This window comes from Anaerohalosphaeraceae bacterium, from assembly GCA_035378985.1.
Classification (GTDB): domain Bacteria; phylum Planctomycetota; class Phycisphaerae; order Sedimentisphaerales; family Anaerohalosphaeraceae; genus JAHDQI01.
On record DAOSUR010000008.1, the window covers coordinates 114478 to 139106 of the forward strand.

At 54.4% G+C, this 24629-nt stretch carries 23 protein-coding genes; 14 read left to right on the forward strand and 9 right to left on the reverse strand.

Features of this window, described 5'->3' with window-relative positions; genetic code table 11:
- Positions 1 to 6 precede the first annotated feature (6 nt).
- The 4 genes from PKY88_07665 to PKY88_07680 all read right to left on the reverse strand — a co-directional run bounded on the left by PKY88_07665 (position 7) and on the right by PKY88_07680 (position 5304).
- Positions 7 to 1359 carry a DUF4139 domain-containing protein gene (locus tag PKY88_07665; protein ID HOQ05072.1) on the reverse strand — a complete coding sequence of 451 codons (1353 nt, stop codon included), beginning with the start codon at positions 1357 to 1359 and terminating at the stop codon, positions 7 to 9.
- Positions 1360 to 1402: 43 nt separating this feature from the next.
- Positions 1403 to 2548 (reverse strand): hypothetical protein, encoded by a 1146-nt coding sequence (locus PKY88_07670; GenBank protein ID HOQ05073.1) that lies wholly within the window; start codon positions 2546 to 2548, stop codon positions 1403 to 1405.
- A 22-nt stretch (positions 2549 to 2570) separates the two neighbouring features.
- A complete protein-coding gene (locus PKY88_07675; GenBank protein HOQ05074.1) occupies positions 2571 to 3854 on the reverse strand; it encodes a serpin family protein in 1284 nt (427 codons plus the stop codon).
- 148 nt (positions 3855 to 4002) lie between these two features.
- Complete coding sequence (locus PKY88_07680) at positions 4003 to 5304, reverse strand: MFS transporter (GenBank protein HOQ05075.1); 1302 nt, start codon at positions 5302 to 5304, stop codon at positions 4003 to 4005.
- A gap of 217 nt (positions 5305 to 5521) precedes the next feature.
- Between PKY88_07680 and PKY88_07685 the strand changes: the two genes are divergently transcribed.
- From PKY88_07685 to PKY88_07715, 7 genes are all read left to right on the forward strand, one after another.
- A complete protein-coding gene (locus tag PKY88_07685) occupies positions 5522 to 5686 on the forward strand; it encodes a YqaE/Pmp3 family membrane protein (protein ID HOQ05076.1) in 165 nt (54 codons plus the stop codon).
- A 148-nt stretch (positions 5687 to 5834) separates the two neighbouring features.
- A complete protein-coding gene (locus PKY88_07690; protein ID HOQ05077.1) occupies positions 5835 to 6653 on the forward strand; it encodes a hypothetical protein in 819 nt (272 codons plus the stop codon).
- A gap of 87 nt (positions 6654 to 6740) precedes the next feature.
- Positions 6741 to 6995, forward strand: a complete 255-nt coding sequence (locus PKY88_07695; GenBank protein ID HOQ05078.1) for a hypothetical protein — start codon at positions 6741 to 6743, stop codon at positions 6993 to 6995.
- Between the two features lie 401 nt (positions 6996 to 7396).
- Positions 7397 to 10363, forward strand: a complete 2967-nt coding sequence (locus PKY88_07700) for a PA14 domain-containing protein (protein HOQ05079.1) — start codon at positions 7397 to 7399, stop codon at positions 10361 to 10363.
- Positions 10364 to 10380: 17 nt separating this feature from the next.
- On the forward strand, positions 10381 to 11967 hold the full coding sequence (locus PKY88_07705) for a glycoside hydrolase family 43 protein (GenBank protein HOQ05080.1): 1587 nt from the start codon (positions 10381 to 10383) through the stop codon (positions 11965 to 11967).
- A gap of 27 nt (positions 11968 to 11994) precedes the next feature.
- Positions 11995 to 13587: an alpha-L-fucosidase gene (locus tag PKY88_07710; GenBank protein ID HOQ05081.1), complete on the forward strand. Its 1593-nt coding sequence runs from the start codon at positions 11995 to 11997 to the stop codon at positions 13585 to 13587.
- A gap of 72 nt (positions 13588 to 13659) precedes the next feature.
- Positions 13660 to 13908, forward strand: coding sequence for a hypothetical protein (locus PKY88_07715; protein HOQ05082.1), 249 nt, complete (start codon positions 13660 to 13662; stop codon positions 13906 to 13908).
- 12 nt (positions 13909 to 13920) lie between these two features.
- On the opposite strand, the gene PKY88_07720 is transcribed toward PKY88_07715, so the two are convergent.
- Together PKY88_07720 and PKY88_07725 are read right to left on the reverse strand one after the other, a co-directional pair.
- A complete protein-coding gene (locus PKY88_07720) occupies positions 13921 to 14574 on the reverse strand; it encodes a hypothetical protein (GenBank protein ID HOQ05083.1) in 654 nt (217 codons plus the stop codon).
- A 78-nt stretch (positions 14575 to 14652) separates the two neighbouring features.
- On the reverse strand, positions 14653 to 15402 hold the full coding sequence (locus PKY88_07725) for a hypothetical protein (GenBank protein ID HOQ05084.1): 750 nt from the start codon (positions 15400 to 15402) through the stop codon (positions 14653 to 14655).
- A gap of 212 nt (positions 15403 to 15614) precedes the next feature.
- On the opposite strand from PKY88_07725, the gene PKY88_07730 reads away from it, so the two are divergent.
- Positions 15615 to 15872, forward strand: a complete 258-nt coding sequence (locus PKY88_07730) for a hypothetical protein (protein ID HOQ05085.1) — start codon at positions 15615 to 15617, stop codon at positions 15870 to 15872.
- Between the two features lie 13 nt (positions 15873 to 15885).
- On the opposite strand, the gene PKY88_07735 is transcribed toward PKY88_07730, so the two are convergent.
- The 3 genes from PKY88_07735 to PKY88_07745 all read right to left on the reverse strand — a co-directional run bounded on the left by PKY88_07735 (position 15886) and on the right by PKY88_07745 (position 17519).
- Positions 15886 to 16611: a hypothetical protein gene (locus tag PKY88_07735; GenBank protein ID HOQ05086.1), complete on the reverse strand. Its 726-nt coding sequence runs from the start codon at positions 16609 to 16611 to the stop codon at positions 15886 to 15888.
- Complete coding sequence (locus tag PKY88_07740) at positions 16608 to 17090, reverse strand: helix-turn-helix domain-containing protein (protein HOQ05087.1); 483 nt, start codon at positions 17088 to 17090, stop codon at positions 16608 to 16610. The genes PKY88_07735 and PKY88_07740 overlap by 4 nt, the downstream gene beginning before the upstream one ends.
- Before the next feature lie 153 nt (positions 17091 to 17243).
- Complete coding sequence (locus PKY88_07745; GenBank protein HOQ05088.1) at positions 17244 to 17519, reverse strand: glycogen-binding domain-containing protein; 276 nt, start codon at positions 17517 to 17519, stop codon at positions 17244 to 17246.
- 799 nt (positions 17520 to 18318) lie between these two features.
- On the opposite strand from PKY88_07745, the gene PKY88_07750 reads away from it, so the two are divergent.
- The 6 genes from PKY88_07750 to PKY88_07775 all read left to right on the forward strand — a co-directional run.
- Positions 18319 to 20331 (forward strand): PAS domain S-box protein, encoded by a 2013-nt coding sequence (locus PKY88_07750; protein HOQ05089.1) that lies wholly within the window; start codon positions 18319 to 18321, stop codon positions 20329 to 20331.
- Between the two features lie 257 nt (positions 20332 to 20588).
- Complete coding sequence (locus PKY88_07755; protein HOQ05090.1) at positions 20589 to 20921, forward strand: hypothetical protein; 333 nt, start codon at positions 20589 to 20591, stop codon at positions 20919 to 20921.
- 204 nt (positions 20922 to 21125) lie between these two features.
- Positions 21126 to 21539: a Dabb family protein gene (locus PKY88_07760; GenBank protein HOQ05091.1), complete on the forward strand. Its 414-nt coding sequence runs from the start codon at positions 21126 to 21128 to the stop codon at positions 21537 to 21539.
- An 84-nt stretch (positions 21540 to 21623) separates the two neighbouring features.
- Complete coding sequence (locus PKY88_07765; protein ID HOQ05092.1) at positions 21624 to 23171, forward strand: PhoPQ-activated protein PqaA family protein; 1548 nt, start codon at positions 21624 to 21626, stop codon at positions 23169 to 23171.
- A 90-nt stretch (positions 23172 to 23261) separates the two neighbouring features.
- Entirely contained in the window at positions 23262 to 24326 is a 1065-nt protein-coding gene (corA, locus tag PKY88_07770) for a magnesium/cobalt transporter CorA (protein HOQ05093.1), read from the forward strand.
- 19 nt (positions 24327 to 24345) lie between these two features.
- A partial coding sequence (locus tag PKY88_07775; protein ID HOQ05094.1) for a DUF5698 domain-containing protein occupies positions 24346 to 24629 on the forward strand: 284 nt, incomplete at its 3' end.

Below are 24629 nucleotides of genomic sequence, written 5' to 3' on the forward strand. Positions count from 1 at the left end.
TTCTGCTTACTGATTCTGTTTGGTCCAGTCTTCCTGCCTTACGCCGTGATAGGTGGTCAGGACATATTCAATAGTCCGAGCCGACTGAGGCGGCATAGAAAGTATGTATTTTACCGTATCCAAATCGACTTTTTCAAAAATTTTTTCGCTGTCTCCCCGGTTCTCCAGCGTCCAGTACGCAGTGGCGAAGTTCCGCTTGATTTCCAGCCGAATCGGCAGCGGCCGGCTGTTTTTGACCTCGACAGCAAAGGTTTGGATTTCATCCCAGCCGCTGATATTGCCCCGGTCGTCAAAGCGGTAATTGTCGGTCTTGAAATCCATCAACTTGGGTTTGACCAAAACATCTTCCGCAGGCCCCAGATTCAGCTCCACCTCCTGGCCGACCGGGATGTACTTAATCTCACAGCCGCCTTCATAGGTCAGATGTCCCTGTTTGCTGACAGTCCGATAGACCTTGATTGACCCGCCAGGAATGGGGGTTTGGCCCAAATGATGCTCGGCATCGTTGAAAAAGTACAGATACCGGATGACAGACGGGCCGTACATTTCTTCTTCGAATTTGTAGAGATTGACGACCGGCACAGCTTCGGCCTGGAAACTGGGCAGCCGCTTGGACCAGCCGTTCGGGATGGATTCCGTGCCCTCGATGGTATAAAGAAAATACTCGCTGAGCCCTTCCTTTTGGATTTCTTTGGGCTTGGCGGCCATGGCAATCTCATCCATCGCCTTGACAGCGCCGAAGCCAAACATAGCCCGTTCCGTCTGCACCTGCGGAGGCATTCCGGGTATTTCCTCTCCCGGCCTTCCGTACGGCCAGGTCCGTCGGGCCAGTTCGGCAATTTCATCGAGCAGATGAACCTGTCCGACAATCAGCCGCACCTGGGCGTTTTCGTAATCTTCGCCGGACTCGTTGAAGACGCGGACATACCCTTCCAGCCGCATCGTCTTTTCATCCTCGGACAGGATGCCCGCATAAAAGGCCCGCCAGCTGAAACCGCTCGTCAGGTACGTAATCTCAAAGGGAATCCGCCCTGCCTGTCGGCTCTCGAGCGTCCAGATGCCGACGTTGACGGCATTCGGCGGATAGGACAGGTCGGTAATGTCCACCTGGTCGGCGGCCTTTTTGGGCACGAGCATCAGGGAGGTCGGGTCAATCAGCGTGCCCGCCCAGGAAAACTGGAGCTGGTTGGCGCCCTGACGAAGGGTCAGCGGGCGGCTGTCGCGAACGAGCGTCAGGTCGGCGGATTCATAAATCGTAATCTGCACGGACTCAGAGGCGGGCAGTGTAACCAAATCCACTTTGGCAAAGGACACGGCGGCAAGGCCTATTATCCAGACAAGCACGGCATATCGTTTCATCGCAAACTCCTTGACAGAGGTCTATTTGGATTTCGGACTTTCATCAGGGTCTTACATTTTTTCGCTGGTAGTTCATTTCGAGCTGGACGACGGCGGGTTTATCGCCTTTGCGGGCGGGCAGAGCAATTTCAAACTCGAGCGTCTCGGCATCCCTGCGAACATACGGCAGAGAGCACGATTTCATTTCCCACTGGCCCGAAATCCGCTCGATCAGGGTCAGCACGGCGGGGGAGTCTTTGAAGTTTTCGATTTTGGCCGTGAGGATTTCATCCGTATCAAAGAGGACGATTTGTTCCTTTCGATTGCGGCGGATGTTGATTTGTTCTTCCTTCATTTTGCGCTGGGTGACGACGATGTCGCGGCTGTCGCCGATGTACAGTTCGGCCTTTTCGCCGACCGGCAGAAAGGACAGGTTGTCCTCGCCCAGAAAGATGGTGCTGTCGTGCCCATCGTCTTGAAAGAGCCGCACCTTGCCGGGCCAAAGAGCCGCCTGCCCCAGACCGGCGGCCTTCTCATTGACCAGCCGATAGCGGACGGGGATGCCGATGTTCTGCTGTTCCAGCTGTTCGGGGTCCCAGGGCTGCAGGGCCGAATCCCACGTCCAGACTTTCTGGACAGGCAGGGCCCGGGTCTGCATCCAGAGCAGCTGGCGGGTCTGGCCGTCGATGATATCTCGTTCGAAGACGCTGTCGGCATCCAGCCGGATGCGGGCGTTGGCGAAGGGCTCGCCGGAGAAGTTGCGGACAATCAGATAAGCAGTCAGGTCCAGTTTGGTTTCATCCTTGTCCGCCGCGGCCTTGTACGCCGTCAGGCGGTCAATCTGACCGAGCAGATAACTGATGCGGACGCGTTCCGCCCAGTCGCCGTCGGAGGCGATTTCCCACACGAGAGCCGCCTCGCCGGGCGGAAAGCTCACGTTGAGAATCCGCACGCCGTTCGGATGGTCCAGCGGCGTCAGCCGGATGGAATCGGGGTCGATGGAGACGGCCTGCCAGGCAAAGTCGACCTGATTGAGCCCCTTTCGCAGCGTCAGAATGCGTTCTTCCTCGATGAGGGTAAAGGTCGGATTGTCCAGTCGGATATCCACGCTTTCCCGCTGGGGCAGCGCCGCCAGTTTCGTTCGGGCCTGCGCTGCGACAGAGCCGAGGATCAGTCCTGCGGCCGCTGCAAACCAAATCGCCTCTTTCATTGTCAGACTCCTGAATCGGTTTTTATTGTTCTTTGGTTGGGTCCGCCACCCTGCCGACAAACAGCACGGTGCCGGTCGGTTTGTCCTGAATGAGAAAGACAAAGGGCTTGTCGGCCCGAAATACCGGCAAAGGGGCCTGTATCGAAACGAGTTTCATCACGGCTCCGGTGGCGGCGGCGGCTTCCGTGCCTTCCTCGTCCACCTTGACAAACGCCTTATGTAGAACGTTGGTCAGGAACAAATCCTTTCCGCCGGTGATGCCGGAAAAGTCCGCCGTCATCGAAAAGCCGTCCGTCAAGCCCAGCGCAATCAGAACCGGTTTCAGCTCACTCTGCCAGGTGAATGTAAAACGAGGCAGATAGACTTCCACCTCCCGACGGTGCAGCCGGCTGAGCCATTCGGCAAGGGTGTCTGCGGTGAGGGCTTGTTCGAGCTGAATCAGATCGGGGTCTTTGGGCAGGAGGATAACCATCCGCAGGTCGCCGCCTGTGTAGGGCAGCTCGAGGATTTGGCAAAGGTCATTCTCCGCGTAGCCGAAGTTGTCTTTGCGGGTCATCATCGGCACCTGGACCCGTCGGGTTTCCACCTTCGGTCCGTCTTCCTGAATTGTATAAGTTGACACAGTAAACCACTCCGTCCGGGTCAGCTGCGGGTCAAAGGGCAGGGCCCATTTGCCCTTGAAATAAACGGCGTTGGTGACAACCAGCCGGGTAAGCGTGTCGAGTGTACCTTCGGGGATCAGGTTTTTGATGCGTTCCCGGGTTTGTTTTTCGACCCATTGATTGATGGTTCGCGCAGCACCGGAGGGATTGGCCGCAAAATCGACCCGCTCCAGATTGGCCGAATAGCAGCCTTGGACCTGTTGGAGAAACGGCTCGGCAAAGGCCGTTTTTCGGTCCATCCAGAGCGCATTGGCAATTGTCAGTTCATAATCGTTTTTGGATGCCTGCTTTTTGAGATGTTTTTCCAGGCGGCCCATGGCTTCGTGAAACGGTTCCTGCGGGAGCCAAAAATGCAAGGCATCACAGAATTGCCTTTCGGTAACGCCGCGGGCGCCGGCAAAAACAACGGCCATCGCAGAGGAGATACTGTAGGGCGAATAAAAGATATTCTCGACAGGTTTTTCCGGAACAGGAAGCCCTGCCAAAGCCCGATACAACTCCACGGCGAAGGTTGTCTGGGCTTTTACGGTCTGCTCTATGGGATCGTTTCCTGGATCGGAAACGGGCTGGGCCGCCCAACCTATCGAAAATCCGGCCAGAAGGAACAAAACACCCGCCCGAACCCAAAACCTGCGAATCTCCATATTCATTATTCCCTCGCCTGAATTTCCATTTTTCCTTCCCGCCCTTCTTATTAGACACCAATGGAACCCAGGAGTTGACAAAAAAATGAAAATTCTGCAAATACATACCCCCCTGAAAGAACCGTAGGCGTCAGTTTAGGGAAAAAACTTAAATGGGGCGGCGGAATTTGCTGATGACGATTCGGTCAAAGCCGGAGCGGAAAGTCAGCTGCGGATTGAAAAAGAACCGCTCCACGGCGCTGAGTTTGGTTCGCGGCGGCGTATCTTCGGGCAAGGCCTGGAACAGCAGCACCGGCACAATCCGCATCAGCGTGCTGAACAAAAAGATGCTGTGCAGCTGGCTGTCGGTAAACGTCGGTAGCATCGGCCCGACCCAGCCGCCCAGCGTAGTGCCCAGAAAGATAAAAACAGACGAGAAGAAATTCAGATACGACAGACCGCTTAACCGGCTTTGATGCGGCAGTGAATTGATAGAATAATTGAAACTGGTCAGCGTCAGTCCGCCCCAGGTCAAACCGGCCAGGACCTGCACAATCATCAGAATCCAATAATTCTGTGTGACAATCCAGACCAGCGGCAGGCCCATCACAACCGTACATTGCAGACGCATCGGACGCACATAGCCGATGCGGTCGCAAATCCGCCCCCACAGCGGCATCGACAGCAGGGTAATCAGCGTCGGCATCTGGCTCAGACACGTATAGCGGATATACGACAGCTTCATTTCATTGAGCATATAAATCGTGAAAAACGGGGCACTGAAGTTGGCCGCAAAATGGATAAGCGAATAGGCCAGCGCAAACTGGCCGAAGGCGCTGTGAAACATCTGCCGGCAGAAATTGGAGAACTGCCCGGGCCGCAGCGACTCGCTGCTGAGCGTGTGCGGTTCGTGATGCCAGAAAAACAGGAAGGAACTGACGGTTCGGGAAAGTCCGCCGACAATCCAGATGCCCGCAAAAATCAGCAGCGTCTTGCCCTTGTTGGTGTCCAAAAGATACCCGGCAATCACGGAGGCGGTCAATTGCGAAAGTGTCAGAAGCCGGTTGCGGTTCCCGAAATACTTGCCCCGACGCCGGCGCGGAACAATATGGCCCATCCAGTCCGCCCAGATGCCCGCTCCGAATCCCATCGCCGCGGCACTGACGGCCATTACGGACATCGCCGCCCAAACGGACACCGGACCGCGGAGAAAAATCACCAGGGCCAGCGGGAAGAAACTTAATCCGTGCAGGCACGTGCCCCAGAACAGAGCCGGTTTATAGTGGCGGGGATTGCGAATCCAAACCGGCACCCGCAGCTGAATCAGACCGGTCATCAGAGCCGGCAAACCGGCTCCAATACCGATTTCAAATTTGGTCGCACCGAGGGCATTTAGAAAGGGGACATAAAAAGTCTGTTGAAGGCCGATGGCTATCATAGCCAAAAGCCCTTCGAACACAGACAGACGCATCGTTTGCAGACGCTGTCTGCGATCTATAATCTTTTCTTTTAGAGAAACTCTCGACATATCTTTTTATTTCGACAAAAAAGGAAAGGGCAATTTATAGACGAAAAGAAACCGGAATACAAGAGGCAAATCCGGAACAGAAACTATTTGCTTTTCGCAATGAAAGATGTAAAATCATATCGAGAATTGGGCATCTTAACCCCCTTTAAGGAGTTCATCTATGACAGTTTTGAAAATCATTCTTGCGATTGTCCTTCCACCGGTAGCCGCTTTTCTGCAGGTGGGTCTGGGAATGCACTTTTGGCTGAATATAGTTCTGACGATCCTTGGCGGCCTGCCGGGAATGATTCACGCCCTCTGGCTGGTTGCAACAAATAAACAATAAAAAAGACCTTTATTCTTACCTTCTGTTAATACAGGGCGATTGGGCAATTTTGGCTTGATTTTCCTGACCCTCTGTGGTATAATCCATCTGGATTGATGGGGGTAGGAGGAGTTAACGGATTCGCTAACTCCTAAAAGGAGGGCCAATCGTGGAAACCAAGCCGTTTTTGCGTGCCGCTGTTTCTTTATTCTTTACCCTTCAGCCCTGTTTATTTGCCTCGTTTGCATCGTGTAATTCGTATGCCGTCTATGGAAATCTTTCAAATTCAGACCTGGAAATATCTGTATTGCCCGGCCTGCCCGCCTCCAGCGATGTCCTCAGCGGCACCGGTCTTTCGGATTACGCTTCCAGCTGGGCCCAGGCCACACTCGATGGGAAAGTCTGCGGATTGACAGAAGGGTTCAGCACTGCCGGCAAAAATGTCTATGCAGCCAGCACGTCTGTCAGTTCCGCCGACTGGCTCGTTTGGTCAAATACAGTCCCGCTCGGCACACCAGTGCGGGTCTGGGTTGACCTTCTTTTTGATGGACAGCTGTATTCGGAACAAAGTCTGGCCGTCAGTTTCGCTTCCGTTCAGCTTTCGATGAATGGACAGTCCATCTGCACCGGCTCCGCCCGCTATCAATACCCGACTGTCACGGCGGACGGCTTGTGGGCCGGGGCCTATTTCGCCGGCGGTGACTTCTCTTATAATGTGTATGCGCCGGCCTCCCTGTTCATTCAGACGGCCGTCGGGCAGACAATCAACCTGACCCTGACGCTTCAAACCTCGATTGAATGTACGCAAACAACCCTCGGCGGAGCCCGAACGGACTTTTCCTCTTGCAGCTCCTATACCTTTCTGGGGGTTTACTCTGTCGGAACGCCGTCCAAACCTCTGAACGTCCAGCTGATTCTCATTCCGGAACCGGCCTCGCTGCTGCTGGTCTGCGGAGGGCTGCTTCAGCCCCGAAATTTCAGGAAGTAAACGCTTTTCTTCTTGCCCGACAGAAAGAATCCCGCTACAATCCGTACACAATACGCTGAAATAAGAAAACCGAAAGGGGTCGGACCTATGGCGGACTGTCCAAAGAAGGATGTTTGTACACTGCTGACGGACAAAACCTTTCAGAAAATGCCGGGGCTACTGCAGCGGTTTCGGCAGAACTTCTGTGATTCGGATTTCGCTCTGTGTGCACGGTATCAGGTAGCAAAGGAATGCGGCGATGCACTTGTTCCGGACTCGATGCTGCCGACGCAGATTGACTGGGCCCGGCAGCTCATTCAGGAAGAAAAAACCGCCCACAATCCGCCCAAAAGCGGCTCCTGAAGAAAGACATCTTGCGTCCAAGTCCAGTCCCGAATCCGGCAGCCGGCCGCCCCTGTTGACGGGTAACTGACCACTGATAACTGGTTGCTTGCAGCTGGCCCCCCCCTTTTTCAGCAGGGTTTTGTCCGAAATGCTCACAAAAACCTGAATTTTTTCCCAGAAATCCCCCCTCGTTGCGCTATTTCTTAATAGAGTGCCCAGCCTGCCAGCAGAAAGGGCAGATGGTATCTGGCTCGTTTTGATTTGACCCGAACCTGGGGGATGCAGATGAGCAGACTTCGGCAGGTGCACCAGCCCAGCCGGCACCGACTAAAACGGCAGCTTGGCAGCTGACCTTTTCGAATTTGGACAATTTGCACGAAACCGGAAGAAAAAAGCAACCCGGTGCTTTGGAGGGAAAAATGAGACCTTATAAAAAAATTCTAATGCCCCCTGACCTTTTTCTGCCGGCTATACTCCTCTTTTCCATCCCTCTGCACGCAGCCGTCGTGATGCTCGGCAGCTTTGAAGGAAGTATGGACGGCTGGACAGCGGACGGCAGTGTCTCGGTCTCTTATTCGACGCAGGGGGTAACCGCCGGAGCTTCTTCGCTGCAGGTCGTTTTCCCCAGCGGCTGGCTCGGCATCCTCAAGAAAAACATGCTCCCGCAGCCGGACCTTCTGAAAACTATGACCGCCATCCAGCTGGATGTAACCACACGAAACGACGCCGGTCAGATTCCCGGCGGATGGCTGAATTTGTTCTTTGTTATCAACAGCCAAACAGGCGGCTGGCAGCAATTTAATCTGAGCTACCCCGGCGTGCCGTCAAGTCCAAGAACCGACACGCTGACCGTGACTATACCCCAGAGTGTTCGGGATACGTTTATTCAGAACGGCGCCGGCGGCTGGGCTGAATTTTTCATTATCACCAACTCCGGAACCGGCGGCGGGACGCTCTGGCTGGATAATATCCGCGCCGTACTCCCGGATTCCGGGACTGTAACCATTCAAATCAGCGCCGATGCGCCGATTCGCACCATCCCGATGACCCTGTACGGAGCCAACCTGCAGTCCTGGGACGGTGCACAGGCCGGGACGAATACGACCTTTAACAATTTAATGAAAGCATCCGGACGAAAATATTTCCGGATTCCGGGCGGCTCCTGGAGCAACGGCCATCTCTGGAGCGACATAGAAGGTCCCAACGGCACCGCCGCCTGGAAGGTCAGTTATACCGAATACCTGAATCTGATGGCGGCACTCAGCCAGCCGGGCGAAACCACTCCTCCGACCCTGCAGCCGATCGTGAACTTTCCCGGCTGGTGGTATGACACCCTTCAGGACGATACCCCCTACGACGAAGAAAATCAGAACTACCAGATTGCCCATCAGAAGGCTGTCAATGCGGCGGTTGCATGGGTCCAGGACCAGACCTCCCGGCCCGTGTGCGCCCAATACTGGGAAATCGGCAACGAAATCGGCGGACCTTGGGAAGTCGGGTGGTTCGAAGGCATCAGCGGAACGTATTACGGCGACCGATTTGCGGATTTCTATCTGGCAATGAAGGCCGTCAATCCCTCCATCAAAATCGGCGCCTGCGCCGAACCCAAACACGAACTTCAGCCCTGGGGCTGGTACGTGGGCTACTGGACCTATGATACGCTTGTCGCCGCCGCCGCCAAGAACGCGGTTCCTGATTTTCTGATTATTCATGCGTATCCCGGCTCGGGTCAGCCCGCTTCGTACAATCCGACGCTCTTAAGTACGGACATCGACGATATCGGAGTCTTTACCTCCAGTCTGAACAGCATTGTGCAAAACGCCCTCGGTGCACAATATGTCGGTCAGATTCGCTATGGAATGACGGAATGGGATGCCGGCGGACATGACAGCTACAACCGCGTAAGCTGTTATGTGAACGCCCTGTTTCATGCGCAGTACATTCTGGAAATGGCCAGGCATAACTGGGACCTGTCCAATCCCTGGATTCCGGAGTACAGAGCCGATTTTCGTGTCTATCCGGTTTGGTACGTCAATCCGATGCTGATCCATCATTTCGGACGGCATATGGTTCAGGCCTCCAGCTCCAATACCCCCCTGGTTCGGGCGTATGCGGCCAAGGATGACCAGGGGAATCTGACCATCTTTGTCTTTAACAATTCCCCCAGCTCGGACATTACGGCCAATATCCAGATTACCGGTTTTTCCGCCGGCCAAAGCGGTCAGCAGTGGCTGCTGGAGCCGGACGGGGCCGTCATCTCCGGCGGCATCACTGTCCAGGACAAGGACGACATCCGCATCAACGGCGTCCTGCATCCGGACCCGCTGGCGGCTCCCTCTTACGCGCCGCAGGCATTTCGTTCAGGAAATACATTTCAGATTCCTCTGCCGGCAAGCGGCATGATGCTGATGAAGATTCCCCCTCCCAACAGCGACACGACTCCCCCGGCCGCTCCCACAGGCTTGACAGCTGTTTTAAACGGCATCAACATCCGGCTGGACTGGAACGACAACACCGAACCGGACCTGCGGGGCTACCATATTTACCGCTCGACAACCTTCGGCAGCGGGTACCGCCGACTGAACGCCGCCGTTCTGACCGAGTCCGGTTATCTCGATACCGCCGTTGCCTCCGGCCAAACCTACTACTACGTGGTTCGGGCCGTGGATACCCTCTGGAATGAATCCGACGTTTCCAGTCAGGCCTCCGCCACTGTTCCCAAGACGGCACTGGGAACCATTCTCTATGAACGATGGGACGGAATTCCCGGTTCCTCTGTCTCTTCGCTGACATCGAACCCTGCTTATCCGAACAATCCGTCCTTTGCGGGCCGGCTCACCGCCCTCGAAGGCCCAAGCAATATCGGAGAAAACTACGGCACCCGCATCCGCGGGTATTTATATCCGCCTGCAACCGGCCCCTACACCTTCTGGATTGCCGGGGATGACAACTGCCAGCTGCGGCTGAGCACCGACGGCAATCCGGCCAACGCCTCTCTGATTGCCTCGGTCCCCGGCTGGACGGACCCCCGACAATGGAACAAGTATTCGTCTCAGCAGTCCAGTCCTCGCACCCTCACGGCCGGCCAGAAATATTACATCGAGGTCCTGCACAAGGAATACACCGGCGGGGATCACGTGGCCGTCGCCTGGAGCGGACCGGGCTTCTCGCAGGAAGTCATCGCCGGAAACTACCTGTCGCCGTGGCTAAGCGGCCTGTACGGCGACTTCAACAGCAGCGGGGCCGTCTCCATCGAAGACCTCATGCACCTGGCGGAAGTCTGGGTGTCAAACAATTGCGTTCTGACTTCGGCGGTCGACCAAAACGGCGACTGTGTGGTTGACCTTTCCGAGTTTGCGGAGTTTGCACGAAACTGGCTGAAATAGAATCGGATGGACCCTTGATGAAAAGTCGATGGACCTTGCTGCTCTGTCTGGGTATCGTTCCGCTCGGCTCTTCCGGCGGCGCCCAATCCACTTTCCGAAATCCCATCCTGCGGGGAATGAATCCCGACCCGAGCATCTGCCGTGTCGGAGAGGATTACTATCTGGTAACCTCCTCGTTCGAATATTTTCCCGGTCTGCCGATTTATCACAGCAAAGACCTGGTCCACTGGAAATTAATCGGATACGCCCTGACGCGGGAAAGCCAAAATCCCCTGAGGGGCTGTGACGCCGGCGGCGGACAGTATGCCGCCACAATCCGATGCCATCAGGGAACTTTCTACATCAGCGGCACCAATTACGGGGGAAAAGGAACACAGGGGGTCTTTTACGTAACCGCCGAAAATCCCGCCGGTCCCTGGTCTGAACCGCACTGGCTGGGCTATTGGTACGTGGACCCTTCGCTGCTGTTCGAAGACGATGTGGTTTACTATCTCAGTCCGGATAACAAAGAAAGCTTCCTGCTCGGGATTCTGGATTTGAAAACCGACCGGATGAACGAGCCGCTGAAAAAAATTGCCTCCGGTCTGGGCGGCTCCTCTCCGGAAGGGCCGCATTTGTATAAAATCAAAGACTATTACTATCTGCTGTCGGCCGAAGGCGGAACCGGGTACGAGCACAGCGCCGTCATCCAGCGCAGCCGATCTCCCTGGGGGCCGTATGAAGCGAGCCCACACAACCCCGTCGCTTCCCATAAGAATGACCCCGACAATCCGTTTCACGCTATCGGCCATGCGGATATGGTGGAAACCCCGGACGGCTGGTGGATGGTTTGTCTGGGAATTCGTCCGCGGGGAGGCCGCTATCATCATTTGGGACGGGAGACCTTTCTGGCTCCGGTGTCCTGGACCGAAGACGGCTGGCCTAAAATCGGAACCGACGGCATCGTCAGGGAGGAATACCCGGCCCCGAAGCTGCCGACGCATCTCTGGGAAAAAGAGCCGACTCGGGACGATTTCGACAGCCCGTCCCTTCAGCTGGTCTGGAATTTTCTCCGCAACCCGCATCCGGAAGACTGGTCGCTGACGGCCCGACCCGGCTTTATGAGACTGAACGGTTCAAAAATCAGTTTTCAGGAAAAAGACTCTCCGGCCTTTGTCTGCCGCCGGCAGACCGCTTTCAATATCTCCGCCTCGGCGGCAATTGAATTTATCCCCACAGACGCCAACGAAGAGGCCGGTCTGGTCATTCGCGGAAACGACAACAATCATTACGACTTTGTCATCACCCTTCGGAACGGAAAACGAGTCATCCTGTTCCGAGCGGTTCTGCAGGGTCGAATTGCCCAAACAGCCATTCAGCCGGTCCCGGACGGCCGGCTGATTCTGCAAATCACGGCGGATGCTCTCGAATATCGATTTGGGCTCCTGTCGGAAAGCAAAGAACGCCGAAGAATTGCCTCCGCCGCAACAAAAAATCTGTCCACCGAAGTCATCGGCGGGTTTACCGGCGTCTTTATCGGAATGTATGCATCCGGAAACGGAAAAGCCAATCAAAACCCGGCCGATTTTGACTGGTTTGATTTTGAGGAAAATGACGAAATATAACAAAAAGCAGAAGACAGGAGGTCTGGTATGATGCGCATTCTGCTGGTTTCATCTGTTGTTTTTTCCATCGCCGCTGCGGGCATGGCGGCCGAACGTTCCCTGCAGGAAACAGCGGCGCTTGAACAAAAACTTGTTTCCGTGGTCCCCAGTGAGCGGCAATATGCCTGGCAGCGTAAACACGACGTCTATGCGTTTATTCATTTCGGCCCAAATACCTTCACCGGACGCGAATGGGGAACCGGCACGGAGAGTCCTTCCGTCTTCCATCCGACCGCTCTGGATGCCCGCCAATGGGCCAGAGCCCTGAAATCTGCGGGGATGACCATGGCCGTTCTCACCGTCAAACACCACGACGGATTCTGTCTGTGGCCGTCGCGCTACACCGAACAGTCCGTCAAAAACAGCCCCTGGAAAGACGGCAAGGGTGATGTGGTCCGGGAATTTGTCGATGCCGTTCGGGCCGAAGGTCTGGAAGTGGGCCTCTATCTGTCGCCGGCGGATTTATTCCAGCTGGAACATCCGAACGGTTATTACGGAAACGGAAGCCCCGCCGTCGATTCGGTCATTCCCACTGACCCCGCTTCGTTCCAAAGCAATCCGCTGAACCCCCGCCCGGCTCCCCGTGAAGGATTCGGGGCCGGCGCAACCTACCGGTGCAAAGTGGATGACTACAACCGCTATTTTCTCAACCAGCTGTATGAACTCCTGACGGAATACGGTCCCGCAGCGGAAGTCTGGTTTGACGGGGCCGTCCCCAAAACCAAAGGCGGACAAAAATGGGCCCTCCGGGAATGGACCGAACTGATACGCCTGCTTCAGCCGCAGGCCGTCATCTTTAACCGCGGGCCGGATATCCGATGGGCCGGAAATGAAAGCGGCACAGCCCGGGAAATCGAATGGAGCGTGATTGGTCTGGACAAGCCGCTGGAGGAATTCGACTGGCCCGATATGACCGACCCCGTTCTGGGGGATCGCGACAGACTGGCCAAAGCCGCAGCTCTGCACTGGTATCCGGCGGAAGCCAACACATCGATTCTGCCGGGCTGGTTCTATCACGACGACAACCATATGAAAACCCCGGAAGAACTGATGGACCTTTATGAACGCAGCGTCGGTCGCAATGCAAGCTTGATTCTGAATATTCCCCCGGATAAGCGGGGGCTGTTTACGGAGCCGGCGGTGGCGACCCTGAAGGCCTTCGGCGAACTGCGTCAGACTCGCTACGGACAAAACCTGGCGGTCGGCGCGACCGCCTCCTCCGCCAGCTTCCTGCCGGACCGTCTCCCTTCCGCCGCGGTTGACGGTGATTACGAAACCTGGTGGGAGGCCGCCACAGCCAGCAGCGCCGACGGGCCTGTGATGCTCCACATTACTCTTCCGCGTCAGGTGACCTTCCGGCGGATTGTGCTTCAGGAACAAATCCGACGCAGCCAGCGGGTCGAGGCCTTTTTCGTCGAAGCCAAAGGCCCGGACGGCCGGTGGACCAAACTGGCCGAAGCCGCCGCCATCGGCTATAAGCGCATCCTCGCCGTGCCGGAAACCAGCACCACCGAACTGCGGATTCATTTTGTCAGGTACAGGGTGGCCCCGACTGTCGCCTCCATCGAATTATATTATTAAAACAGTTGCATCCCAGGTACCCAAGCGGGTAAGATGGCGTCCATCCAGGTGAAATCAGGGAAGGGATAAACCATGGAAACCTGCAGGTACCTTCAGGGCTGCGCCTTCTTCAACGACCCCTCCGTGCAGCGGTTTCAGACGCTCTTTGACCAGCTGAAGGCCGACTACTGCCACGGGCACTTTGGCGACTGTGCCCGCTATCAGGTGGCCAGCCGCATCGGGCGGGAACATGTGCCGACGTCGATGCTGCCGACCCAGCTGCAGTGGGCGGAGATGATTCTGCGGCGGCACTCGGAGGAATCCGGCTGTTCGGGGGCGTAAATCCGCTGAGGGCTACAATTTGGCCGCTTCGACGGCAATCAAGGCCGCAAGATATACCTGACTCTTTAAATCAATCAAAGTGCCGAAACAAAATTCCTCCTGCCCATTCCGAATGCAGATGCCCTGAATCGGAACGTCGTCTCGACGGAAATTCGAATCTTTCAGCGTAATGAACGAGTCCCGGCTGTACGAAAAAGTCCGCGTGCGTCCCAGCGGCCCGACGCCGACAAAAACCGTTCCCTGCCCGTTTTCCAATGTGATGACCACTTTGCCGAATAAGCCGAACAGAATCATCGCAATCAGCATAATCGTGCCCAGCAGAAACGGAATTCCAAAGAGCATCCGCTTCCAATCCACCGGTGTCTGCCGCAGGGGATCGATATAGAGACCCCACATCGACATCCCTGACCAGAAAACCGTAAAAGGAATCAGAACCCAGACAACCGGCCAGATGCGTCGATAAACAATTACCTTTTGGCCAAAATCCTCTTCGATGCGGATATGCCGGGGACATTCCATTTCCGAAAAATCCGACACCGGACGAGTGCGTTCAAGAAGCGAAAAAGAAAACGAAGAGCCGCACGATCTGCACAGAGCAATGTCCTTCGAGACATTGATATCCTCTGTCGCAATGCGGGAGCGGCAATTCGGGCAGATTCGTTCCATCGGATTTCCCTTCTGATTATTGCCTTCCATGATAACGGCCTTCCAATTCCCCTGCAAGAAAAGAACCGGCCTAGGGCCTTACCTTGTCAGCGGAACCTCCGGATGAAACCAGACAAAATAGGCCGGGCGGGCATTCAGACGCGACAGAACAAACCGGATGCGTGCAAGGCCCTCCGGCATCTGCCTGCGCCGGCCGTACGGGCCGAGAAACCGTTCCACTGCTTTCGCCAGCGGCTCTTTTTTCGAAGAAGGCAGGGCGCGGATTCGCGCATCCACTTCAGCGGCATCCGTCCAGAGGTCCTCCGAAATGCCCGCCTGAACCAGCTGTTCGGCCAGAAGCCGGGCCTGGGGACGCGGCGGGATGTCTATCTTTCGCATTCCCGCCCGTTCAAAAAAGCAGGCCATCGAGCCCATTACGGAAACGGCCTCTATCATCGGCACATTCAGAAGAGGCATCGTTTCCCGCACCAGACGAGCGGCCAGCCCCAACCCGCGAAAACGCGGGTCAATAATGACTCGGCTGATTCGCCGCACATACTGATTCAGACGTTTTAAACGCAGCCGCTTATCCGGAATCGAGAAAAGGTCCCCCGCCGCCTGCCCACGAGCCGCACAGTTCAGCAGCGGCATCGCATAGGTAATAGTCCCTATGGGATATGCGCAGAAGGAGGGCCCCATTAGGGTTTCATGACATAGTTTCCACGCCGAAACATAGGGCCGACAGCTCGACGACCGATAATGCAGAGAAGACATCTTACGTACATCATCAGGGGATGCAGCCGTAATCGAAAAATCATCCAAACTTTGGTTTTTTTTAAAATAATCCATCTTTTATGGCCCTCTAAAAATATTTGCTGGAATTTTCAAAAAAAATAATCTCCTAATTTCAATCGGACGATAAGAAAATATACTGATGAAAAAATAGGTGAATTTACCTATGATAAAACAGAATAATTCGGAGAGTAATCGCTCTGATGACTCCTTGACATCCGAAAAAGAACGGATGGAGACATCGGGAAAAAAAGAAGGAAGCGGCTCATATGCAAAAAACCTGCCCACTGATTGAACAGTGCCAGTTTTTGATTCAGAACGAAGAAAATATGCCCAAACTGAGAAACCTGTTCCGGGAACGTTATTGTTTAGGGTCATTTGATCAATGTGCCCGCTATCAAGTTGGCATGGCCCTGAGCATCCAGACCGTACCAGAATATATGCTGCCGACTCAAAATGAGTGGGCCTGCCAAATCATTCAGGAACTAAAATCTGAAAAAGAAGCCCCGATAAACCAAACCTCCTGATTTTGTTTTCCACTCAAGATTTCAGCCCTCGCCTGCGTATCGCCGCCTGACTGACCTTCAGGTCATCAGGCGGCATACCTTTTTCAAAAAGGTTCTTTTTCGAACGGAAATAGAGCACTTCCACGTGAGCAGCCGCATCCAGTCGGAGCCAGATATCGGGTGCAAAGTAAGGGGCCAATTCATCCCGTGCGGATGCAGCGAACAGCGTTTGTCGGCGCTGCCGAATGAGATGTGCCGTCTGAAGAGCCAGCATTGCAGCACCGGGAAGGTCCAGGGCGGACCCGAATTCATCGGCGAACAGCCACGGCCGTCCGGCTAAAACAGCGCGAAGAAGACGATACCGAAACTGCTGGCCGCTGCTCAGATGCGCCGGAGACCGCAGAAGTGCAAAGACATCTCCTAACCCCACATGAGACAGAAGCCGAACCGCCTCTTCCAGCGGTCCCCCCACACAATCAATCACACTGCGGTCGGATTCGAGGACGATATCCTCCAGCCAAAGGCGTGACTCAGCAGCCGTCTGCTGAAAGAATTGGCGTAAAAGAAGGGTTTTGCCGGTTCCGGACGGACCCGTGAGAAGACAAATCTGCCCCGCCGCCGCCTCCATGACAATCTGGACCGATTGGGACTGCTCCTTCAAATCCAGGTGGTCCAACCCAAAGGACCGCATCAGCTCCTCGGCCCGGGGGCTCCGGAGAACAAAGTGCGGAGATTTCGTTGTCCCCGTCAGCCGCATCATCGCTGCCCTTCTGCTGCAGCAGTCCAGCCGAAATCGCTGAAGATCTTTTGCCGCTCAATGAAAACAATGATTGTCTCCAGATGGCGGTTCAGGGCATAAAGAGAAATGCGGTGGAAGCGGGCCAGCCAACGGCGGCTTTTTTTCCGGACAAAATAGTGACGGGCGATGCTCATCTGCAGCGGGGTTAGCCGGCTTCGGCCTCGCAGACAAATCTGATACTCCGGAGAAAAAAGCCCCTCAACAAGCGTATGAATCCGCCTGGCTACTGTCGAAGGATGTTGTCCGAGGACGGCGGAAATTTTACGGACGGACATTCCCTGCTCATAGACCATTTCAAGCAGAAGCCGTTCGGGCTTGTCAAGCCAATCGAGGCGTCGGCAGATTTGTTCGGCCGCCGCCCGAATCCTATCCCTGTTTTCCCGAAAACCAGTGGGCAAATCGGGCCAATTCCGCAAAGCTCCCGCTCGTAAGCAGCCCATTTGTTCTCCTTTCTGCCGCCTCAAATCCTCAACTTTTTACACGTCGGATATTGTATTCTATTTATCAAATCTGTCAAGAAAATTGTTTGATATCTATCTAACTTTTTTTCCAAAATACAAATGACCGGACCTTCGCCTATTCAAAAAAGCTGATTAATCGACCTTCAAAACCGAATTCAGCGTTCCGTAGGGATTGAAGGTATAAGCCCCGTTGTCTTTGTCTTCCATCCAGTTGCCGTCCACAAGGAACTTATACTCATAATACCCGGCTGCCAGGGGGATTGTCAGGGTGTATTCGCCGTTTTTCTGTTTGGTCATCGTTTGCGGTTTCCACTGATTGAATGAGCCGGCCAACGCCACCTTCTGCACCTTGCCGGACGGTTTGTAAACGAAACAAAACTCGCCTTTTTTCTTTCCTGATTTAACCATATCAGACACTCCCTTCATCTGTTGACTGGTTTTCGCTCCCTGCTTGGCGGTGTTTGAAAAAAAAACAAACCCGCCTTTTTCATCATAGTTTCCGCAGATACAAAGGCAAGGAGAAATTCCCTTTTCGTTTTTCTTCGCTTTCTACTTCAGAACAGTCCCAAATGTTCACCGTTTTTGTCCAAAACCCCCCTTTTGTTCTATAAAGCTGCATTTTTTGCTAAAAATTTAACAGGAAACCCGTGAGAAATCCCTGTTAGAAACCAAAGAACCTCCACAGAATCCGAAACCGGAAATTCCTTTTTTCTCCAAACGCACCCGGAAGCCAGATTTATGTAAGTTCCTTCTAATACAAGAGATATAAATCTATCGAACTGTAAAACGGTTTTTATCTGACTCCAGAACACAAAAAAGACGCAGAAAAAAAGAAAAAACAAAAAAAAAGAAGAAACAAAAAAGACGATTATTTATCAATATTTAATAGAGAATTCATCACCCTCCTCCGAAGCCAGATTTCGCTTTTGAGCGGATCTGGCTTTTTTGTCGGCTCATTTCCTGAAAAAGCACTGGAAACCTCTTGACAAAGAACTCACCAAACAAGTAAGGTAGAAAGATTATGACACAGTAACGGTGGAGGGTGCGGCCCATAGCGCCAGGAGTGAGGAGCTATGGGCCGACCATTTGCGCCAATTTCCTCTCTTCTCTCCGGGCGGTTCAAAATCTTTGAAGATGGATAAGTTGGTTCTTGCAGTTTCTCCCAAAAACAGATATAAAAAATAAGAGAAATTCCCGGAGTTTGCTGATGACAGAATCGGAAGAACCCGAAATCATCCGAAAAGCGTCCTTCCAATCTCTCTTGAACGGCTGTCCCGCTTCTGCCGCTTCGTCCGGGTGTTCGGTTCAAAAAATCCTGGAAGAGCTGGCCAGTGCCCGTCTTCAGGCGGAAGAGAACGAGCAGAAATTTCGGGCTCTTTTTGAAAACGCTTTGGACGGAATTATGCTGCTGGACTGCCGGACCCGCCGATTCCTGATGCCCAATCAGCAGATGTGCCGGATGCTCGGCTATACCGCCGAAGAAATTGAACAACTGACTCTTCTGGATATTCTTCCGCCGAATGTTCACGAATCGGCTCTTGGACACTTCGAACAGCTGGCCGCAGGACATCCCCAGCAGGTTTCCGCCCAATCCATTCGACGCAAGGACGGACAGATTTTTTATGCGGATATTTCCGCCGCTCTTTTTTGGCTGAACGGCGCCCCCTACGCCGTCGGGATTTTTCGTGACGTAACAGAAAAAAAGCGGCACCAGGAAGAACAGACCCGACGCCAGCAGGAGCTGGATGCAGTTTTGCAGGCGGTCCCGGTGGGCATCAGCCATGTGAAAAACCGCATCTTCCTCCGTGTCAATCAAATCTTCTGCAGCCTCATAGGATATTCGGCGGAAGAATTAATCGGACGAGATACTTCCTGCCTGTACCGTTCGAAAGAAGAATTTGACCTATGGGGGCACTCGCTGTATGCGCGTCTTCAGGCCGCTGGAGAAGTAATGGACGAATTGACCTTCCGACACAAAGACGGTCATTTGCTTTCCGTGCTGCTGCGAGGGGTTTATCTGGACCCTCAGGATCGCTCCAAAGGAGAGCTCTTCGCCCTGACGGATATCACGGACCGCAAACAAGCCGAGCGGGCCCTGCAGTTTACGCAGTTCGCTGTGGACCATTTGACCACGCCGATGTATTGGCTGGACTCCAATCTTCGTCTGATTCAGGTCAACCAGGCCGCCTGCCGCACCCTCGGGTATACGGAGGAAGAACTGCTGCAGATGTCCATTCTGGACATTGACCCGATTTACTCGAAAGACAAAGCGGCCCAGATCTGGACCACAATGAAGCAAACAGGTTCCCTGCGTCTGGAAAGCATGCACAAAACCAAAGACGGACGGGTCTTTCCGGTCGAAATCGTCAGCAGTTATCTGAATTATGAAGGGCAGGAATACCACTGTGCCTTTGCGCAGGATATTTCCGAACGAAAGGCCGCAGAAAACGCCCGGGAAAAACTGCTGCGGGAACTTCGAACCAAGAACGAAGAACTGGAAAGTGTTGTTTTCGTGGCTTCTCATGATTTGCGCGGGCCGCTGGTGAACATTGAAGGCTTTGCCGGTGAGATTCGGCGGGCACTGGAAGAAATGAAAACCCTTTTGGAAAAGGCGGAGCTGCCGCCGGAAACAAACAAACGGCTCCAGGAGCTTCTCCAGAAAGATATCGGCGAATCCCTTCACTTTATCTCGGCCGGCACGGCCAAAATGGATTCCCTGCTGAGCGGTCTGCTTCGGCTTTCCCGGGTCGGGACCGCCACGATTCGGATTGAACGGATTCGGATGAACTCCCTTCTTCAGTTGGTATTGGGGGCTATGCGGTATGAGATTCGCCGGCTGGGGGCACAGATTCATCTGGACACGCTTCCGGATTGTCTGGGGGATGCTGTTCAAGTCAACCAAGTCTTCAGTAATCTGATAGACAATGCCCTGAAATACCGCCGTCCGGAAGAACCTGTCCGGATTTGGATTACCGGACAGACTCGCGGGGATGAAGTTATTTATACAATCAAGGATAATGGAATAGGCATCGCCAAAGAACACCACGAGAAGATTTTTGAAATCTTTCATCGCCTCAATCCGGACGGCCCGCAAAAAGGCGAAGGGCTCGGATTGACAATTGTGCGTCGGATTCTGGACCGGCTGGATGGGCGAATCTGGGTGGAATCTGAACTGGGGGCGGGGGCTTCTTTTTTTGTTTCTCTTCCTGCGGTCCGATAATCTCCCTCGTTGGGGAAAGTTGGCTGTTTTCAATATTAAAAAAGGCAAAATCAGCAAAAAAACGACGATTTCTCTTATGTTTTCAGGCCTGACAGCCGACATAAGGAAAAGCGGAGAATATGCGCAAATAAGGCAATTTTTTTTTCAAAAAACGCCGCGGGCTTCCAACATTTTGTATAGTTTGTTTGAGAAGTCTTCGGTAAAATGGCAAGGTAAACAATCTGCGCCCAGCCGAAGCAGTAACGGGGAGAAGAATTATGAAACCTATCCCATTTTTGATTTTGGCTGTCGCAGGGATCGCACTGATAGGCAGCGGATGCGGAACGTCGGATTTCCGCGCCCAATGGGCTCAAGACCGCTGCGAGCGGGTCCTGGCTCAGGCGCGTCTGGAGGCCGTACAGGAACTGATGGCCGCCGGACAAACCGAACAGGCCCAGCAAGTCCTCTCACGCTATCTTCCGGAAGCGGCCCTTCCCATCAGCAGTACACCTCTGATGGCCGCAGAGGATGACGGGAAAGAGGAGGTTCCCTCCCAATACGCCCGTCTGAACCTCGAAAGCGAACTGGAAGCGCAAAATCAGACCTGGTAATGGTCTGATGGAGCGGGCGACCCTTACGGCACACAAAACGGTTTAAGCAAACCGGTGCAGGATTTCCCGGCAGAAGGGGAATCCTTATTTTTTTGCGCTCCATCGAAATCCCTGCCGAAATCGGAAATCCCCTTTTCAAACGAGCGGTCTTATGGTTCATTATCTGAATGAAGGAAAAACTTCGGATGATGGAAAGGAACGGGAATGAGCGGGAGCAAATTCTTTTTTGGAGTATTTGGAGTATTGAGCACGCTTTTGCTGGCCGCAGGCTGCGAAATGGTCGGGCAGCCCAAGAAACTGACCGCCGGTCCGCAGGTAGCTCACTGTGTCTTTTTTACGCTGCACAATAACTCCATTTATGCCAAACAGCAGCTGGTCCGGGATGCCTATGCCTGGCTGCGCAGCCACGAGGGGGTGGTGTATTTTGCGGCGGGCGAGCGGGCGGTCCAGATGCAGCGTCCGGTGAATGATACGACCTTTGATGTGAGCGTGCTGATTGTCTTTGACAGCGTCGCCGCATACGACGCCTACCAAACCTCCAAAAAGCACCTCGAATTCATCCAGCGGAACGAGGCCAACTGGAAACAGGTCCGAGTGTTCGATTCCCTGATTCAGTAAGCAGCTTCCTCCGGAAGCGGAAGGACTTGCTTTTGTGGGCGATGAATGCTATGCTGAATACAGTTTTTTCGAGGAGGACAGGAGATGAAAAGTCGATATTTTGGGGCGGGTTTTTTCTTATTGGTGTTGTCTGCACTCGTTTCTGCAACGGCCCTGGATGATTATGTAGCGATGCCGGATGCGGCATATTCCTGGACTCAGGTCGGCAGCGGGTCCTATGATTCCGCCACCTTCACAACCGCTTTTACTCTTCGCCTGAATTCTCAGCAGTGGCGCAGCAGCACCGAAGTCGAACCCAGCCAGGTTCTCTGGAAACACTGGGTTACGGTGATTATTCCTTCTTCAGCTCTGGGGCCTACCCGTTCGACCGCCCTGCTTTTGATTAACGGCGGCAGCACGAATGACCCCGCCCCGGCCGCGGACAGCCAGATGCGGCTGCTCTCGGCGGCCACCCGTTCCCTGATTGTAACCCTCACGGCTGTGCCCAATCAGCCCATCCGGTTCCTGGATGAGTCCTTCTCCCGCAGCGAGGATGAGATTATCGCCTATACGTGGGATAAGTTCCTTAACGGCGGCGATGCGTTCTGGCCCGCCCAGCTGCCGATGGTCAAATCGGTCAAGGCCTGTATGGATGCCGTGCAGGCCTTCGCGGCCTCGCAGGCCAAAACCGTCAACTCGTTCGTGCTCACAGGCGGGTCCAAACGCGGCTGGACGGCCTGGCTGACGGCGGCCGTGGACAGCCGTGTCATCGCCGCTGCTCCGATTGTCATCGACCTGCTGAATATGGAGCGCTCCTTTGCTCATCACTGGGCCTGCTATGGGTTTTGGGCCCCCTCGCTGGCTCCCTACCAGCAAAAAACGATTTTTGACCGGTTTGACTTGCCCCGAACGGCCGAACTGCTGGAGATTGTGGACCCCTACCGGTACCGCAGCCGCCTGACCCTGCCCAAATACATTATCACCGCCTCCGGCGACGACTTTTTCGTGAGCGACTCGGCCCAGTTTTACATCCGCCAGCTGTCCGGAGAAACCCTCCTGCGAACCGTGCCGAATACCAATCATTATCTGGACGGCGCCTACAGCAGCGTTTTTGCCGGGCTGGTCCCCTTCTATGACGCAGTGCTGAACGGGGCCGCCCGCCCGAGCTTCAGCTGGACCGTCCAGCCGGACGGAACGACAATTGTCCAGACTTCGACGACGCCTTCAGCGGTCAAACTCTGGCAGATTACCAACCCGACGGCGCGGGATTTTCGGCGGCTGACGACCGGCCCTAACTGGACGTCCACCGCCCTAACGGACCAGGGCGGCGGAGTGTATATCGGGCAGGTGCCTGTTCCGCCGCAGGGCTGGACGGCCTACTTTGTCGAACTGACCTTCCCCGGCAGGACCGTCGGCGGCATTTCCTATCCGTATCTGTTCACCACCGAAATGGTCGTGGTCCCGGAAATCCGACCGTTTGAGACTGACTTCAGCCGAGACCGAAGCACGAACCTTTCGGATTTGGTCATCTTCAGCGAACACTGGCTGACGGGCAATCCGTACCGGGATCTCTTCCCGCGGCGCGGCGGCGACGGAGTGGTGAATCTGAATGACCTGGCTCTGTTCGGAAGCCACTGGCTTGAGACCTTCTGACCGGCCATTCGGCAGAATGCCGCGTAAAATAGTTGCACAAACGTTTCGTCCGGGGTATTTTTGCTTTTTTCAAAAGACAAGGACTCGTCGATGGCGAAAAAAACCCGCAGACGTTCGGAAAAAGCCGGCCTGCCGCCGGGGACGCTCATGCATACCGGAGAGCGGCCGCCGGAAGCAACCGTTATCACAGTCTTTGAATACGGGCCGGATTTCTATGAGGAGCGAAAGCCGGTTCGCCTGGAGGAGTGCTTTAAGCCCCAGCCCCTGCAAACCGTCCGCTGGATAAACATTGACGGGCTGGCGGATATCAGCGTCATTGAAGGCATCGGGCGTCAGTTCGGGGTTTATCCGCTGATTCTGGAGGATATTTTAAGCACCGGCCAACGTCCCAAATGCGATGACAGCACGTCCCATCTGTTCGTCGTGTTTCGGATGCTGCAATATATGGATGCCACCGAGACGATTCAGTCGGAACAGGTGAGCATCCTGCTGGGGCCCGGTTATGTCGTCTCTTTTCAGGAAAGCGTGGGGGATGTTTTTGACCCCATTCGGGAGCAAATTCGTACCGGACGGGGACGCGTGCGGAACACCAAGGCGGATTATCTGGTCTATCGGCTGATGGACGCCGTCGTGGACGGGTATTTTCTGATTCTGGAAAAACTGGGCGAGCGGGTCGAGGCCCTCGAGCAGGAAGTGATAAAAGAACCGTCGGAGGAAACGCTCAACCGGATTTATGCCCTGAAACGGGAACTGATTTATCTGCGCAAATCGGTCTGGCCGCTTCGGGAGGTCATCAGCCAGATCGAAAAAACCGCCAGCCCGCTGATTACGGATACGACGGAACCGTATTTTCGCGACGTCTATGACCATACGATTCAGGTAATGGATTCGGTGGATACCTTCCGCGATACGGTGTCGGGGCTTCTGGATATTTACCTGACCAGCATCAGCAATCGGCTGAATGCGATTATGAAAGTGCTGACGATTATCACCACGATTTTCATTCCCTTATCTTTTATTGCCAGCATTTACGGGATGAATTTTCGGTATATGCCGGAACTGGAATGGCGCTGGGGGTATCCAACCGTACTGGGGGCGATGGGGACAATCTTTTTAGGAATGCTGTACTTCTTTAAGAAAAACAAATGGCTGTAGCCGTTCGTAAAGAGGCAAAATGACTGAGAGCTGGATGAATTCGTTCTGGTTTGCCTGGATTGTGCTTCCGCTTCTGATTTTTATTGCCCGCATTGCGGATGTGACAATTGGAACGATTCGTCTGATTTTTGTCGCCCGCGGGATGAAGATTCTGGCACCGCTGGCGGGCTTCTTTGAGGTGCTCATCTGGCTGGTAGTCATCGGGCAGATTATGCGGCATCTGGCCAATCCGCTTTGCTATATTGCCTATGCCGCCGGATTTGCCGCCGGCAATTATATCGGAATGATGCTCGTGGACCGCCT

Coding starts and splice junctions, on each gene's coding strand:
- PKY88_07665 (HOQ05072.1), bottom strand. CDS start 1,359: ATGAAACGATATGCCGTGCTTGTCTGGATAATAGGCCTTGCCGCCGTG.
- PKY88_07670 (HOQ05073.1), bottom strand. CDS start 2,548: ATGAAAGAGGCGATTTGGTTTGCAGCGGCCGCAGGACTGATCCTCGGC.
- PKY88_07675 (HOQ05074.1), bottom strand. CDS start 3,854: ATGGAGATTCGCAGGTTTTGGGTTCGGGCGGGTGTTTTGTTCCTTCTG.
- PKY88_07680 (HOQ05075.1), bottom strand. CDS start 5,304: ATGCGTCTGTCTGTGTTCGAAGGGCTTTTGGCTATGATAGCCATCGGC.
- PKY88_07685 (HOQ05076.1), top strand. CDS start 5,522: ATGACAGTTTTGAAAATCATTCTTGCGATTGTCCTTCCACCGGTAGCC.
- PKY88_07695 (HOQ05078.1), top strand. CDS start 6,741: ATGGCGGACTGTCCAAAGAAGGATGTTTGTACACTGCTGACGGACAAA.
- PKY88_07700 (HOQ05079.1), top strand. CDS start 7,397: ATGAGACCTTATAAAAAAATTCTAATGCCCCCTGACCTTTTTCTGCCG.
- PKY88_07705 (HOQ05080.1), top strand. CDS start 10,381: ATGAAAAGTCGATGGACCTTGCTGCTCTGTCTGGGTATCGTTCCGCTC.
- PKY88_07710 (HOQ05081.1), top strand. CDS start 11,995: ATGATGCGCATTCTGCTGGTTTCATCTGTTGTTTTTTCCATCGCCGCT.
- PKY88_07715 (HOQ05082.1), top strand. CDS start 13,660: ATGGAAACCTGCAGGTACCTTCAGGGCTGCGCCTTCTTCAACGACCCC.
- PKY88_07720 (HOQ05083.1), bottom strand. CDS start 14,574: ATGGAACGAATCTGCCCGAATTGCCGCTCCCGCATTGCGACAGAGGAT.
- PKY88_07725 (HOQ05084.1), bottom strand. CDS start 15,402: ATGGATTATTTTAAAAAAAACCAAAGTTTGGATGATTTTTCGATTACG.
- PKY88_07730 (HOQ05085.1), top strand. CDS start 15,615: ATGCAAAAAACCTGCCCACTGATTGAACAGTGCCAGTTTTTGATTCAG.
- PKY88_07735 (HOQ05086.1), bottom strand. CDS start 16,611: ATGATGCGGCTGACGGGGACAACGAAATCTCCGCACTTTGTTCTCCGG.
- PKY88_07740 (HOQ05087.1), bottom strand. CDS start 17,090: ATGGGCTGCTTACGAGCGGGAGCTTTGCGGAATTGGCCCGATTTGCCC.
- PKY88_07745 (HOQ05088.1), bottom strand. CDS start 17,519: ATGGTTAAATCAGGAAAGAAAAAAGGCGAGTTTTGTTTCGTTTACAAA.
- PKY88_07750 (HOQ05089.1), top strand. CDS start 18,319: ATGACAGAATCGGAAGAACCCGAAATCATCCGAAAAGCGTCCTTCCAA.
- PKY88_07755 (HOQ05090.1), top strand. CDS start 20,589: ATGAAACCTATCCCATTTTTGATTTTGGCTGTCGCAGGGATCGCACTG.
- PKY88_07760 (HOQ05091.1), top strand. CDS start 21,126: ATGAGCGGGAGCAAATTCTTTTTTGGAGTATTTGGAGTATTGAGCACG.
- PKY88_07765 (HOQ05092.1), top strand. CDS start 21,624: ATGAAAAGTCGATATTTTGGGGCGGGTTTTTTCTTATTGGTGTTGTCT.
- corA (HOQ05093.1), top strand. CDS start 23,262: ATGGCGAAAAAAACCCGCAGACGTTCGGAAAAAGCCGGCCTGCCGCCG.